This is a genomic window from Planktothrix sp. PLAVEN19ND (assembly GCF_057220675.1).
In genome coordinates, this window is record NZ_CM170132.1 from 62221 (window position 1) to 76301 (window position 14081).

A 14081-nucleotide genomic window follows, 5' to 3' on the forward strand; every position below is an offset into this window, starting at 1 on the left:
CATCGTAGGAATAATACGATACACTGAAAATTACAGTTTGAGTTTTTGACGTTTTTGGTAGTACCCCTATGCAGTCCGCCGTCACACCTGAGACAGAATTAACCATGGATGACCCCAAACGGGGAATGCCTGTCACCATTATTACCGGGTTCCTCGGGAGTGGGAAAACAACCCTGCTGAATCATATTTTATCCAATCAACAGGGAATCAAAACCGCCGTCCTGGTCAATGAGTTTGGGGAGATTGGAATTGATAATGAATTGATTATCAATACCAATGAAGATAACACGATGGTTGAGTTAAGTAATGGTTGCGTTTGTTGCACCATTAATGAAGATTTAGTCAATGCAGTTTACAAGGTTTTAGAACGTCCTGAAAAAGTGGATTATATGGTGGTAGAAACCACCGGACTCGCCGACCCGCTCCCGGTCGCTCTGACTTTTTTAAGTACAGAATTACGCGATATGACTCGTTTAGATTCTATTGTCACCTTGGTTGATTGTGCCAACTTTAGTTTGGATTTATTCAATAGTCAAGCCGCCAATAGTCAAATTGTCTACGGGGATATTATTGTTTTAAATAAAACTGATTTAGTGGATGAAGCAGAGGTAGATTTATTAGAAGTCAGAATTCGGGATATGAAAAAAGACGCCCGAATTTTACGCACCAGTAACTCTCAAGTTGCTCTCCCTTTAATTCTGAGTGTGGGATTATTTCAATCCGATCAATATTTTGATGATCAATCCCATGAACACGAGCACAAACATGATCACGACCATGACCATGAAGATCATGTCTGTGATGACCATTGTGAACATGATCATGATCATGATCATCACCACCATCATGACCATTCCAACCACTTAGAAAATGATGGTTTTACCTCCCTTTCTTTTCAAAGTGATCAACCCCTTTCTTTAAGAAAATTTCAATACTTTTTAGATAACCAACTTCCCGCAAGTGTGTTTCGAGCTAAAGGAATTTTATGGTTTGATGAAAGTCCCAAACGTCATATTTTTCATCTAAGCGGAAAACGGTTTTCTATTGATGATGATGAGTGGAAAACTGAACCCAAAACCCAATTAGTTTTAATTGGTCAGGAATTAGATCATGAAACCCTGCGATCTCAACTCAATCATTGTTTATGTCTTCCCTCTACCAGTCGAGGAAAAGGCTTTGGAAAATAGCAACGATTAACAGTTGACAGTTAAAATATACAGTTAAATCTTAACTGATAACCAATTACTGATAACGGATTGGGCGAGGAGACCTCGCCCCTACTAATTACTGATATGCGGGTCATTGTTCAACGAGTTAATGGGTCTCAAGTTACCGTCGAAGGTGAAATTATCGGTCAAATTGGGCGAGGACTGAATCTATTAGTAGGAATTGCTGAGACAGATACCGAAATAGAGATTAATTGGATGGTGCGAAAATGTTTAGAATTAAGACTATTTTCCGATCCCCAAACCAACACCGGAAAATGGGAAAAATCCATCCAAGAAATCCAGGGTGAATTATTAGTGGTGAGTCAGTTTACCCTCTATGGGGACTGTCGCAAGGGTCGGCGTCCGTCCTTTGATTGTTCAGCACCTCCAGCAACGGCTGAAAAGCTTTATCAACAGTTTGTTGAACAATTGTGTCTGAGTGGTTTGAAAGTAGAAACAGGAAAATTTGGCACCATCATGCAAGTTTCAATCGAAAATGATGGCCCAGTTACGTTAATCTTAGAAAAAGAAGCAAACTCTTAATTATTTCTATTATAAAGTATTTAGAAAAATGACTATTTCGATTGATTTTGGAACCAGTAATACAGTGATTTCTCGTTGGAATTCGGCGACACAAAAACCCGAAACCTTAAAACTGCCTAATTTATCCCAAATTTCCAGCCAAAATCCGCCCCTAATTCCGAGTTTAGTTTATCTAAAAGATGCGATTCAACCGGATATTTTATTGGGTCAACAAGTGCGGGATGGAGGCTATGATATTAGTAATGATCCTCGATTTTTCAGGAACTTTAAACGGGGAATTGGCAGTAATATTCAGGGATTTTTACCCGAAATTGATGGTCAGATTATTAGCTTTGAACGAGTGGGAGACCTATTTTTAAACGGAATTGTGAACGAGATTCGTCAAATCCCTATAGAGTTTAATTCCTTAGTCTTTACGGTTCCGGTTGATAGCTTTGAATCCTATCGTCATTGGCTCGGAAAAGTTGCTGAATCCCTTAATATAGAACAGGTAAAATTATTAGATGAACCCACGGCGGCGGCCCTAGGTTATGGATTAGCCGATCAAGAGCTTTTACTGGTAATTGATTTAGGCGGAGGAACATTAGATCTTTCCTTAGTTCGGTTAGAAATAAATAGCAATAAAAAACCGTTAGGCTTTATTTTAAAATGGGGACAAAAATCCTTTGCAGAATCATCAGGACAACGGGTACAAACTGCTAGGGTTTTAGCCAAAGCGGGGCAAAATTTAGGGGGTTCTGATATTGATAATTGGTTATTGGATTATTTTGCTAAAACCCAAGATTTACCCAAAACAGCCTTAACAACTCGTTTAGCTGAACGCTTGAAAATTCAATTATCTTTACAAACCCAAGCAACGGAAGTTTATTTCGATGATCAAACCTTAGATAGTTATGAATTAACCTTAACCCGGAATCAATTTGAAACTATTCTTACTAATGCTAGTTTTTTTGAAACCTTAGATGATTCTATTGGTAAAGTCTTCCAACAAGCTCGCCGTCAAGGAATTGAAGTTTCTGATATTAATGCTGTTTTATTAGTGGGAGGAAGTGCCCAAATTCCATCGGTACAAACTTGGATTCAGCAATATTTTGATCATGATAAAATTCGCTGTGAAAAGCCATTCGAGGCGATTTCCCATGGAGCTTTACAACTAAATCAAGGGACAAAAATAGAAGATTTTTTATATCATAGCTATGGGGTTCGCTACTGGAATCGTCGGGATAATTGCCATAGTTGGCATTCAATTATAAGATCAGGTCAACCCTATCCGATGACAACACCCATAGAATTATTGTTGGGTGCATCTTTAGAAAATCAACCCAGTATTGAATTGATTTTAGGGGAATTAGGAGATGAAACCGGAGGAACAGAGGTGTATTTTGATGGCGATCGCTTGGTCACCCGTCGTTTAGATCAAAGCCAAATTGTCCAATCTTTGAATGATACCCCAGGCGGTCGAACCATTGCTCAATTAACCCCACCCGGAAACCCAGGAAGTGATCGGATTAAAGTCTTATTTCAAGTGGATGAAAAACGATTTTTACGAATTACGGTTGAGGACTTATTAACCGATAAACTGCTTTTAAATAATCAAATTGTTGTCCAGTTAAGTTAGAGGGAAATACCAGATTTATGATGTTAAAAGTTCACCCTAATTGTGAGAGAGAAAACTATGAGATCACGAGCTATTCGGGAAGGTTCTGTGGGTCTATTAATTTTGTTAGGATTGGGTTTACTTGGAGCCGTAGTTTTATGGCTGAAAAATATTAGTTTAGGAAGTAGTAGTTACACGATTATTGCAGAATTTTCTGATGCGTCTGCATTACAAATCGGAACAGTTGTCAGATATCGAGGGGTTAAAGTCGGTCGATTGGTTCAACTTAAAGCTTCCTTAAATGCTGTTGATGCCATCTTAGAAATTACACCCAGTAGTTTTATTATTCCTCGGAATGTGATCATTCAATCTAACCAAATTGGTCTATTAAATGAAGGATATATTGACATTATTCCTCAAGGAAAATTTTCTCAAAGTTTGGCTAATGCCGATCCAATGAGTCCCGATTGTCCTGAAACTATTCTTTGTAATAATACGCGAATTTCTGGGGAACCGGGAATCGATATTATGAAACTGATTGGGAGTTTATATCAATTTGCAGAAATATATGGAAATCCTGAATTATTTACTAACTTAAACTCCGCGGCAAAGTCCAGTTCTAGTGCGGCTCAAGAAGCTATAAAATTAAGTGGAAAAATATCAGAATTTTTGGCTGTCACCCAGTCAGAAATTGAACAACTCAATGCGTCTGTAGGGACTGGAATTGGGGGGTTAAATCAATCGGTGAGCCAGGGAGTTAATGCTTTGACTTCAGAAATGGCTAATCTTTCAACTGTTGTTCAAAAAGACACAAAAGAAGTCACCATAGCGACTATTGATTCTGCAAATTCTGTCAGTCGGGCGGCGAATCAAGTGGGCGCTCTTAGTAATCAATTTAATGGATTATTAGCCAATAATCGCTCTGGTTTAATTTCTACTTTAGAAAATATTAATCAAACCACCAAGGAACTCAGTGTTTTAGTCGGAAGTCTAAACCCGATCATGACTCAATTAGAACAGGCTAATATTATTAAAAATTTGGAAGCCGCCTCAGCGAATGCAGAAGCCACATCAGCTAACCTCAGAGATTTATCAAAGGGAGTGAGTGATCCTGAAAATTTAATCCTCATTCAAGAAACTTTAAATTCCACTCGAAATACCCTACAAACCCTGCAAAAAATTAGTGAAGATGTGAGCCAATTAACCGGGGATGAACAATTGCAAAATAACCTGAAAAACTTAATTAATGGTTTGGGGAGATTATTTAACTCAACCCAACGTTTAGAAAGACAAAAATCAATGTCGGAAAAATTAGAACCTTTAGCAGAAGCGGTTAAAAAAACTCAGGTCACACTCTCAAATATTAATCAATCTTCAACCCTAAAACAGCCTGGTTTTGAAGCAAACGAAAGGGTAAATCAATTAATGAATTCCGCTACGGGTTATTCTATTGATCAAAATCAAAAATTTGTTTCTCAACCTCAATTTAATCAGGAATAGTAAATAGCTAAATTTTACCATACAGGGCTAATTTAATTCAATTAGAGAACAGGTAAAGTTCTGCACATCCAAGTTTCATGCCAAGAATCAGAAATCACCAAAATTATTACTATTTATGAACCCGATCCTAACCTGTTAAATCTATCAATGTTGATGTATTTGCCTACCAATAGCTTTGATAAAAAAATAATAAAAATCTATTCATACAAAAACCCCCTCCGATTTATCACTGGAAGGGGGTTTTTGATTATTAACCTGGCACCGAGCTATTTTCCCAGGAGGCTACCCTCCAAGTATCTTCGCCGTGTCAGCGTTTCACTTCCGAGTTCGAGATGGATCGGAGTGGTTCCACTGAGCCATAGGCACCAGGAAAGCTCTACAAACTTTTACCTGGGTTTGAGGTTTGCAGTCGTTTGTGTTCCGCTTGCCTCTCACAATTTACTAATGTACTCGCTTTTTCTGGGAATGTCAACCCCTTTTTCAAAAAAAAATTAAGATCGCTCAAACCTATACTGTTCAGCATTTCTAGGATCAAAGAGCAGCCCTCAACCCCAAATATGGCAGAATAGAAAAGATTGTCTAAAATTGCCCATCTTGTCGAAACATGACTGCAACCACCCCAAGCCAAGCCACAAAATACGAACCCTTTAGTACCGAAGCCAAATGGCAAGAGTATTGGGAAGCCCATCAGGTGTTTAAAGCTGACCCGAACCAACCCGGGGAACCCTATTGTATTATGATTCCCCCGCCCAACGTTACGGGAAATCTCCATATCGGTCATGCCTTTAATAACTCCCTGATTGATGCCCTGATTCGCTATCACCGGATGAAGGGTCATAACGCTTTGTATTTGCCAGGGATGGATCACGCCAGTATTGCAGTCCAAACAATTTTAGAACGACAACTTAAAGCTGAAGGAAAAACCCGCGACGATTTAGGGCGAGAAAAATTTTTACAACGAGCTTGGGAATGGAAACAAGAATCCGGCGGAACTATTGTTAATCAGTTGCGACGGTTGGGGGTTTCTTGTGACTGGACGCGGGAACGATTTACCCTGGATGAAGGGTTATCAAAAGCAGTATTAGAAGCTTTTATTAGACTATATGAAGATGGGTTAATTTATCGGGGTAAATATTTAGTTAATTGGTGTCCAGCGAGTCAATCGGCGGTATCGGATTTAGAAGTTGAAAATAAGGAAGTTGATGGGAATTTATGGCATTTTCGCTATCCTTTAACCGATGGTACGGGTTATGTGGAAGTGGCAACCACTCGACCGGAAACAATGTTAGGGGATACGGCGGTGGCGGTGAATCCTAATGATATTCGCTATAAAGATTTAATTGGAAAAACGGTGATTTTACCGATTATTAAACGGGAAATTCCGATTATTGGGGATGATTTTGTTGATCCGAATTTTGGCACGGGTTGTGTTAAGGTAACTCCGGCCCATGACCCGAATGATTTTCAAATGGGTCAACGGCATCAACTGCCGATGATTAATATTATGAATCAGGATGGTTCTCTGAATGAAAATGCCGGGCCCTTCGCCGGACAGGATCGATTTGTAGCGCGAAAAAATCTGATTCAATTCCTGAAAGATAAGGGATTTTTAGTTAAAATTGAAGACTATAAACATACGGTTCCCTATAGCGATCGCGGTAAAGTTCCGGTAGAACCGCTATTATCAACCCAATGGTTTGTTAAAATTCGTCCTCTGGCAGATAAGGCATTAAATTGTTTAGATAATCAGGATGCTCCTGTCTTTGTTCCTGACCGTTGGACAAAGGTTTATCGAGATTGGTTAGTGAAATTAGATGATTGGTGTATTTCTCGACAATTGTGGTGGGGACATCAAATTCCGGCTTGGTATGCGGTTAGTGAAACGGGCGGTAAAATTACCGATAACACGCCATTTGTTGTCGGCAGAAATGAAGCGGAAGCCAGGGAAAAAGCGATCGCCAAATTCGGAGAAACTGTAATTTTAGAACAAGATCCTGATGTTTTGGATACTTGGTTTTCTTCCGGTTTATGGCCGTTTTCCACCTTGGGATGGCCGGAAGAAACTTTGGATTTAAGTAAATATTATCCCACCAGTACCCTGTCAACGGGGTTTGATATTATCTTTTTCTGGGTTGCCCGGATGACGATGATGGGGGCATATTTTACCGATAAAATGCCTTTCAAAACCGTTTATATTCATGGGTTAATTCGGGATGAAAACGGCAAGAAAATGTCAAAATCCGCCGGAAACGGTATTGATCCGTTATTACTGATTGATAAATACGGAACTGATGCGGTACGGTTTACCTTAATGAAAGAAGTCATCGGGGCAGGGCAGGATATTCGCTTAGAATATAATCGAGAAACCGACGAATCTGCATCTGTTGAAGCGTCTCGAAATTTTGCCAATAAACTCTGGAATGCTTCTCGGTTTGTGATGATGAATTTAGACGGAAAATCTCCCAAACAGTTAGGAGAACCCAATATTAATCAATTAGAACTGAGTGATAAATGGATTTTATCTCGCTTTAACCAAACCGTCAAACAAACCCGTGAGGATATGGATAATTACGGTATTGGTGAAGCGGCTAAAGGCATTTATGAGTTTATTTGGGGAGATTTTTGTGATTGGTATATTGAATTAGCTAAACCCCGTTTACAAGGAGAAAATAACGCCTCTCGTCAGGTTTCCCAACAAACTTTAGCTTATGTTTTAGAAGGGATTTTAAAACTTCTCCATCCGTTTATGCCCCATATTACCGAAGAAATATGGCATAGTTTAACCCAAACGGGAGAAGAATCTTGTTTAGCGTTGCAACCCTATCCGGTGGTAGTAGAAGATCATGTATTAGACCTAGAAGTGCAACGGTTAGGAAAGTTTGTGAATGATCCTGATTCAATTTTAGGTCAATCCATTACAATTTTGTTTGAATTACCGGAGGTTTTAGGAGGTTTCTTTAAACAATATCAAAAACCGCTAATTCTGACGGGTCTATTCTTTGTTGCCTTTTTAACAATTAAATGTTTTGTTGCCGCGTTAAATGCGATTAATGAGTTACCCTTATTATCTACAATTTTTGAATTAATTGGGATGGGATATTCCGGTTGGTTTGTGTATCGCTATTTGCTGAAAGCATCTCAACGGGAGGAACTTGGGAAGATTTTACAGGAGTTGAAAACGGAATTTATCGGGAGTCAAAAAGCAGATAAAAACATTGAAACTCCTAACATTTATTCCCCGATTAGTCAAGAGCAATCCAGTGAAATTATCAGCATTATTGATCCGAAACTAGAGGCGGATTTTGAGTTAATTATTGGGGCCATTCGTACCGTCCGAAATTTACGCGCGGAAGCGGATATTAAACCGAAAGTTAAGGTTAATGCGATTCTGCAAAGTGAAAGCATTAAAGAACAGCAAATCTTGAAACGAGGACAAACCTATATTCAAGAGTTAGGGAAAGTTGAAGAATTAACCATTACCGAACAGTTAACCGGAAATGAAGGTCAAACTATTGCCGGAGTGGTGGGAACTGTACAGGTATTAATGCCCTTAGCGGGGGTAGTTGATTTAGCTGCATTTCAAACGAAATTGCAGAAAAAATTAGCAAAAGTAGAAAAAGAAATTCAAGGGTTTCAACGGAATTTGAATAACCCAAATTTTGTTAACCGTGCGGAACCAGAAGTTGTAGAAAATACCCGCAATAGTTTAGCAGAAGCGGAAAAACAAGCAGAAATTCTCCAAGAAAGGTTAAGTCAATTGGGTAATGGGTAATTACGAATTACGAATTACGAATTTAAGAAGATTACGCAGATTAACCCTGCCCTCGACTTGATTGGGGGACAGATTAAAATCCGTGAAATCCGCGAAATCCTCTTAAATCCGTGATCCTCCCTCCTATAATTCTATACAAGACTTTAAAAACCGCGTAGGAATATCAACCCTATTTCCCCAATGGAGATGTAAATAAGACCCATGAACATTGGAATAATTTCCCCAACCTTCTAATACGGGGGCGTTGGTTTGCGATGACATAAAACGCTGCATTTCATATAAAGGATCAGACGAGTTTTCTATCAGTTCAGACCGATGGAATTCATGTCCGGTGATGATTTCTCCCTCTAATAATAAGGGCGTATTTTTTAAGACTTTTGCTTGATAATATCCTAATTTTAAGCGTTTTCCCATAACCGCAGTGGTCGGTAATATTCCCAGCATTGACCAAGAATTATTTTCAAAGTCAATAATCTTTTCACACAAATACATTAACCCCCCACATTCTGCATAGGTTGGCATCCCTGATAAAATAGCGGTTTTAACTGCATTTAAAATTAACTGATTTTGACTTAATTCTTGAGCAAATACCTCGGGAAACCCCCCGCCAAAATATAATCCTTTAATATCGGTCGGGAGTTGAGCATCTTTTAAAGGACTCCATTCGATTAATTCCGCACCCAACTGTTGTAAAATCTCTAAATTATCAGCATAATAAAAATTAAATGCCGCATCTTTGGCGATCGCAATTCTAATTGGTTGATAGCTATGTTCAACCCATAGGGTAGGGATGGAATTTTCTTGCTTAACTGGATGACTAGGATCGGAAATTAGAGTATTTTTTAATAAGGGTAATAATTGTTCCCAGTCAAACCAAGTTTGGGCTAATTCAGCTAACTCTTGAATGAATAAATCCATCTGAGGCAGTTCATTCGTGGGAATTAACCCCAAATGGCGATCGGGAATCACAATATTTTCTTGTCTTTTAATCGTTCCTATAATCGGAATATTCAGAGGTTCTAAGAAAGCTTTTAACAGTTCTAAATGGCGATCGCTTCCCACTTTATTTAAAACCAAACCCGCTAATTTTATATTAGGATTAAAGTTTTTAAACCCCATTGCGATCGCGGCAATAGAACCAGATAATCGACTACAATCTAAGACTAAAATCACAGGTAAATCAAGAATTAAGGCAATCTGAGCCGTTGAAGCAATTGGAACCTTTTCCCCATTAGGAATCCCATCAAACAGACCCATAACTCCTTCAATTAAACCATAATCGCAGGCCTGAATATGTTGATCATAACAGGCTTTAATATAGGATTCTGAAGTTAAAATCGAATCTAAATTATAACAAGGTTTACCCGTAACATAGTGATGAAACATGGGATCAATATAATCGGGGCCAACCTTAAAAGATTGGATATTATAATTGTGTTTCTTTAAATAGGATAAAATCGCTAGTGTAATTGTTGTTTTCCCAACTCCACTACGTTCTCCAGCAACAATAAGCGTCATAATCTAACAATTTGAGTCAATAAGGTCTGAGAAATGGGTTTTTTAGCGAGTCTGATTTTTACCCTTGATCCTGTGAAGTTCACCCCTAAAGCTGATTATAAAAATTGCCAAAAATAAGCAAAAAATATCGCAGTGATCGCCCCAATTAAAGTATTAATAAAATTCACAATTTCATTGGTTAACCATGTCCATTTGGTTTGTAAGGTTGCCCCAATTACACTTTCCAAATTAGTGGCAATAAACGCCGCCATCACACTCCAAATTATCCCCCAAATATCAATTAAACCGATACTCCAAGCTAACACAGAAACGACAATAGAAGCCACCACCCCAGCTAAAGTTCCCTCCAAACTTACAGCCCCTTCCGTACCTTTAGGCACGGGTTTTAAGGTGGTAATTAAAAATGTCTGTTTCCCGTAGGCTTTGCCAATTTCACTGCCACAGGTGTCGGATAATTTTGTACTAAAACTAGCAACGTATCCTAATAATAATAGTGGAATCCAAGATTGTATTCCAACTGCATCAGGAAACAATAATTGTAGGGAAAATACCCCTAACCCACATAACATCCCCGTTAACGCCGAACCCCAGACATTTTCTGGCCCCCGGGCTCCCCCGCGTTTTTCCGCAATTCCCGCGGCTTCCTTTTGGGTTTTGCCAATCCGGGTTACACCCGAACCCACTAAAAAATAGAACACCACAATCAAATAACCCCGCCAACCCAAACATCCCCAAATCAGGACTCCCAATATCCAAGCATGAATCCATCCGGCGGGGGTTAATAACTTTTTGGCGACAATCACCCCTAAACTAATTAAAACTGTATTTAAAGCGATCGCAAATAACCAAGGATTAAGCGACACTAATTCATAAATCATAAATTCGATCTCAAAACCATGAATAAAACATTATTCCATCTTGCCTTTCCCGTGAACAATATCGAACAAACTAAAGCCTTTTATGGGGAGGGGTTAGGCTGCGAAATCGGTCGAGAAACCCGTAATTCCATGATTATGAACCTTTACGGCCATCAAATTGTCGCCCATCTGAGTCAAGAACCCCTTACACCCCAAAATGGGATTTATCCCCGACACTTTGGGTTAATCTTTACTTCCGAGACGGACTGGGAAACCCTCTTAGACCGTGCCCAAAAAAAACACCTAAAATTTTACCAAGAACCCAAACGCCGTTTTCCGAGTTTACCCACAGAACATCGCACTTTTTTCCTAGAAGATCCCTTTTATAATCTATTGGAATTCAAATATTACTGTCATCCCGAAGCCGTATTTGGCTGTAACGAATACGCCCAGGTTGGAGACCTTTAAAGGGTAGCGGGTGACACCGAAGGGGTTAAGGTTTTTAGGGGTGAATTTAAGGCTTTCTCAACTAATGCTAAACTCTTGGGATCAGTCACCATCCAAGCATGAAGAAAAACATTAACCGTGAATTCTTGACCAATGGGCATTTGAGAACTTTGGGCCGGGACAATCATCCCATCTAAAGGTGTCCAAATTGAGGTAAAATTGATCGAGTCTAGGATTTCTAAATCCCGATTTAAGTCTTCTAAAAACGGACTATTGGAACGCATTTGAGATGCAGCTAGGGTGGGGTAAAGATATCCCGTTAAGGTTCCGTGATGGGGGGAGGAGATCGTGATCAGACGTTGAACTCGTTCAATGCCTCCCAAGCGTTGGAGATAATAACGACTGACAATTCCTCCCATACTAAACCCGATTAAATCAATCGGTTGTTCGGGGAGGAAGGTTCGAGTCACATACTCTGCAACTTGCTTGGCCAAGGTTTCTAACCCAAATCGACCGTCATTGGGAACCAAATTCAGACTATGAATTTCCCATCCCCGTTTAGTTAGATGGGTTGTCATGGTCTTAAAAATTGCTTTGGTATCAAATATACCGTGAATCAATAAAACCGGATTGCGAGGAGTGCTGTTATCCATGGGATTTAAAATTGGATGAATATTGGTTCCAACTTAGACTATCACGGGAGATTCTGGATGCAATTGGAGGACAGTCATCCAACTGGTTATTGATTAACGGCTCACTCCTATTCTGAGAAATCTGTAAATAAATGCAAACAGATGAGAAATTTTTTACCTCAACCTGGGGAAATCGGTGGTTTTATTTCAACAAAATGTAACAATATGTAAATTTTTGTAGACAAATCTTTCATTTTTCCCTAGTCTGAATTCAGGGCTAAGGCTTTAAATTTCCTAAAAATACCCACGGAGTAAGCATAATGTTAAATAAAATTTTGGGTTCCAAGAAAAAAGATGACTATTATTTAGAGTTTGGCGATGCTCAAGATAAAAAAGCACCCCCAGCCGAGTCTAAACCAGCACCCCAAGCCAAAGCAGCATCAGCAAAACCAGCCGCATCTCAACCAAAAACCACGACCGTTGCTCCTCCTCCCCCTCAACCATCCCCAGTTAAGGAACCCGCCCCCCTTAACCCCCAGGTAAAAACACCTGCCGGGGTGAACTTTTCTACGGAATATTTAATGCCCCAAGCCTCCACCCCCCGTCGTCGGCCAGGGCCGAGTCTGGCGATGTTCACAGATATAGCAAATCAGATCAATCGCTCCTAATCTAGCAAGTTTTACACCATTAACCTCTCTAGCTATCTACATCAGGCTAGGGAGGTTAATGGTTGTTTGGGCTTTTGGGTTTTTTTGATTTTTGATGGGTTGACCCCAATTGATATAACCGCTAATATGGGGTTTAATAAGCTGTTGCGAACAATATTTAAGATAGAATAGATTTGTGTGATCAATCAATTAATATTGGAACCCTGAGTGCCAAGGGTGCTAAATAATCTACTTAATTTTGATAGGCTAATCAACAATGCAAAAGTGCCTACCGACTCATGAGCGGTGCAGTCGTTGGTTTGTTGCTGTGATCAACTTGAGCATTTTGTAGGTGACTGAAACCCCTTCAGTCTCTTTTATGTTCAGGAATAAAGCCACGCTCACTTCTAAATTTCTATGAGGTTTCTATGACAAAAGACACCGATCTGATCAAAAGTCTTAGCCCCAGTGCCATGGATCAGATTCTGTTATATCTAGCTTTTAGTGCCATGCGAACCAGTGGACATCGACATGGGGCGTTCCTTGATGCGGCTGCCACGGCGGCAAAATGCGCCATTTATATGACCTATATGGAACAGGGAAAAAACCTGAGAATGACAGGACACCTGCACCATATTGAACCCAAGCGAGTCAAGGTGATTGTTGAGGAAGTTCAACAAGCATTAACCGAAGGCAAACTCTTAAAAATGTTGGGGTCTCAAGAACCTCGATATTTGATTCAGTTTCCCTATGTTTGGTTAGAACATTATCCTTGGCAACCGGGACGTTCTCGGATTTCCGGGAGTAGTTTAACTCAAGAAGAAAAGCGGGTAATTGAAAGTAAACTGCCTCAAGGTTTACCCGATGCTCAATTAATTAATTCCTTTCAATTTATGGAATTAATTGATTTTTTACATACCCGTTCTCAGGAAGATTTAGAGCCCAATCGGAGAATGCCTTTAAGTGAAGCCTTAGCCGAACATATTAAACGCCGTTTAACCTATTCTGAAACCGTAATCAAAATCGAATCTCCTTGGGGAATGCCGTTTTATGCCCTAAATCGAGCCACCTATTCCCCCGAAGATCAGGAGGAAAGAACTTTTATTATGGTGGAAGATACAGCCAGATATTTCAAATTAATGAAGGAGTGGGCTGAACGTCAGCCTAGGGTAATGAGGGTTTTAGAAGAATTAGATATCCCCCGTGAACGAATTGATCGAGCCATTGAAGAATTAGATGAAATTATTCGGCAATGGGCAGATCGATATCATCAACAGGGAGGAGAAACCATGGTGGTGCAAATGGTATTCGGGCCGAAGGAAAAAGAGTGAACTCCCTACACTTCTAGTACGTCTCTGCG

Annotated in this window: 11 protein-coding genes and 1 rRNA gene; 8 read left to right on the top strand and 4 right to left on the bottom strand. The window is 39.7% G+C overall.

From position 1 onward, the window contains the following. Nucleotides 1-68 precede the first annotated feature (68 nt). The 4 genes from AC2D3N_RS00305 to AC2D3N_RS00320 all read left to right on the top strand — a co-directional run bounded on the left by AC2D3N_RS00305 (nucleotide 69) and on the right by AC2D3N_RS00320 (nucleotide 4848). Nucleotides 69-1187: a CobW family GTP-binding protein gene (locus AC2D3N_RS00305; RefSeq protein ID WP_484692422.1), complete on the top strand. Its 1119-nt coding sequence runs from the start codon at nucleotides 69-71 to the stop codon at nucleotides 1185-1187. A gap of 105 nt (nucleotides 1188-1292) precedes the next feature. Beyond that, nucleotides 1293-1751 carry a D-aminoacyl-tRNA deacylase gene (gene dtd / locus AC2D3N_RS00310; RefSeq protein ID WP_484692423.1) on the top strand — a complete coding sequence of 153 codons (459 nt, stop codon included), beginning with the start codon at nucleotides 1293-1295 and terminating at the stop codon, nucleotides 1749-1751. Between the two features lie 28 nt (nucleotides 1752-1779). Then, nucleotides 1780-3369 (top strand): Hsp70 family protein, encoded by a 1590-nt coding sequence (locus AC2D3N_RS00315; RefSeq protein WP_484692424.1) that lies wholly within the window; start codon nucleotides 1780-1782, stop codon nucleotides 3367-3369. 57 nt (nucleotides 3370-3426) lie between these two features. Beyond that, on the top strand, nucleotides 3427-4848 hold the full coding sequence (locus tag AC2D3N_RS00320) for an MlaD family protein (protein ID WP_484692425.1): 1422 nt from the start codon (nucleotides 3427-3429) through the stop codon (nucleotides 4846-4848). A gap of 253 nt (nucleotides 4849-5101) precedes the next feature. On the opposite strand, the gene rrf is transcribed toward AC2D3N_RS00320, so the two are convergent. Then, nucleotides 5102-5218 (bottom strand): 5S ribosomal RNA (gene rrf / locus AC2D3N_RS00325). Between the two features lie 234 nt (nucleotides 5219-5452). Here rrf and AC2D3N_RS00330 point away from each other — a divergent pair. Further along, nucleotides 5453-8620 (top strand): valine--tRNA ligase, encoded by a 3168-nt coding sequence (locus AC2D3N_RS00330; RefSeq protein WP_484692426.1) that lies wholly within the window; start codon nucleotides 5453-5455, stop codon nucleotides 8618-8620. A 123-nt stretch (nucleotides 8621-8743) separates the two neighbouring features. Here AC2D3N_RS00330 and AC2D3N_RS00335 read toward each other — a convergent pair whose 3' ends face one another. Then, a complete protein-coding gene (locus tag AC2D3N_RS00335; protein ID WP_484692427.1) occupies nucleotides 8744-10138 on the bottom strand; it encodes a cobyrinic acid a,c-diamide synthase CobB in 1395 nt (464 codons plus the stop codon). 95 nt (nucleotides 10139-10233) lie between these two features. Further along, complete coding sequence (locus tag AC2D3N_RS00340) at nucleotides 10234-11016, bottom strand: TIGR00297 family protein (RefSeq protein ID WP_079680297.1); 783 nt, start codon at nucleotides 11014-11016, stop codon at nucleotides 10234-10236. Between the two features lie 18 nt (nucleotides 11017-11034). On the opposite strand from AC2D3N_RS00340, the gene AC2D3N_RS00345 reads away from it, so the two are divergent. Next, a complete protein-coding gene (locus tag AC2D3N_RS00345) occupies nucleotides 11035-11463 on the top strand; it encodes a VOC family protein (protein WP_484692428.1) in 429 nt (142 codons plus the stop codon). Here AC2D3N_RS00345 and AC2D3N_RS00350 read toward each other — a convergent pair. Continuing rightward, entirely contained in the window at nucleotides 11460-12095 is a 636-nt protein-coding gene (locus tag AC2D3N_RS00350) for an esterase/lipase family protein (RefSeq protein ID WP_079680295.1), read from the bottom strand. The two genes, AC2D3N_RS00345 and AC2D3N_RS00350, sit on opposite strands and share 4 nt — an antisense overlap. A 299-nt stretch (nucleotides 12096-12394) precedes the next feature. On the opposite strand from AC2D3N_RS00350, the gene AC2D3N_RS00355 reads away from it, so the two are divergent. Both AC2D3N_RS00355 and hetR read left to right on the top strand, forming a co-directional pair. Then, entirely contained in the window at nucleotides 12395-12742 is a 348-nt protein-coding gene (locus AC2D3N_RS00355; RefSeq protein WP_079680294.1) for a hypothetical protein, read from the top strand. Between the two features lie 407 nt (nucleotides 12743-13149). Further along, nucleotides 13150-14052 (top strand): heterocyst differentiation master regulator HetR, encoded by a 903-nt coding sequence (hetR, locus tag AC2D3N_RS00360; RefSeq protein WP_484692429.1) that lies wholly within the window; start codon nucleotides 13150-13152, stop codon nucleotides 14050-14052. The last annotated feature ends 29 nt before the right edge of the window (nucleotides 14053-14081 follow it).

Excerpts from the sequence above, each read along its gene's own strand:
- AC2D3N_RS00305 (WP_484692422.1), top strand. The coding sequence starts at position 69 with ATGCAGTCCGCCGTCACACCTGAGACAGAATTAACCATGGATGACCCC.
- dtd (WP_484692423.1), top strand. The coding sequence starts at position 1,293 with ATGCGGGTCATTGTTCAACGAGTTAATGGGTCTCAAGTTACCGTCGAA.
- AC2D3N_RS00315 (WP_484692424.1), top strand. The coding sequence starts at position 1,780 with ATGACTATTTCGATTGATTTTGGAACCAGTAATACAGTGATTTCTCGT.
- AC2D3N_RS00320 (WP_484692425.1), top strand. The coding sequence starts at position 3,427 with ATGAGATCACGAGCTATTCGGGAAGGTTCTGTGGGTCTATTAATTTTG.
- AC2D3N_RS00330 (WP_484692426.1), top strand. The coding sequence starts at position 5,453 with ATGACTGCAACCACCCCAAGCCAAGCCACAAAATACGAACCCTTTAGT.
- AC2D3N_RS00335 (WP_484692427.1), bottom strand. The coding sequence starts at position 10,138 with ATGACGCTTATTGTTGCTGGAGAACGTAGTGGAGTTGGGAAAACAACA.
- AC2D3N_RS00340 (WP_079680297.1), bottom strand. The coding sequence starts at position 11,016 with ATGATTTATGAATTAGTGTCGCTTAATCCTTGGTTATTTGCGATCGCT.
- AC2D3N_RS00345 (WP_484692428.1), top strand. The coding sequence starts at position 11,035 with ATGAATAAAACATTATTCCATCTTGCCTTTCCCGTGAACAATATCGAA.
- AC2D3N_RS00350 (WP_079680295.1), bottom strand. The coding sequence starts at position 12,095 with ATGGATAACAGCACTCCTCGCAATCCGGTTTTATTGATTCACGGTATA.
- AC2D3N_RS00355 (WP_079680294.1), top strand. The coding sequence starts at position 12,395 with ATGTTAAATAAAATTTTGGGTTCCAAGAAAAAAGATGACTATTATTTA.
- hetR (WP_484692429.1), top strand. The coding sequence starts at position 13,150 with ATGACAAAAGACACCGATCTGATCAAAAGTCTTAGCCCCAGTGCCATG.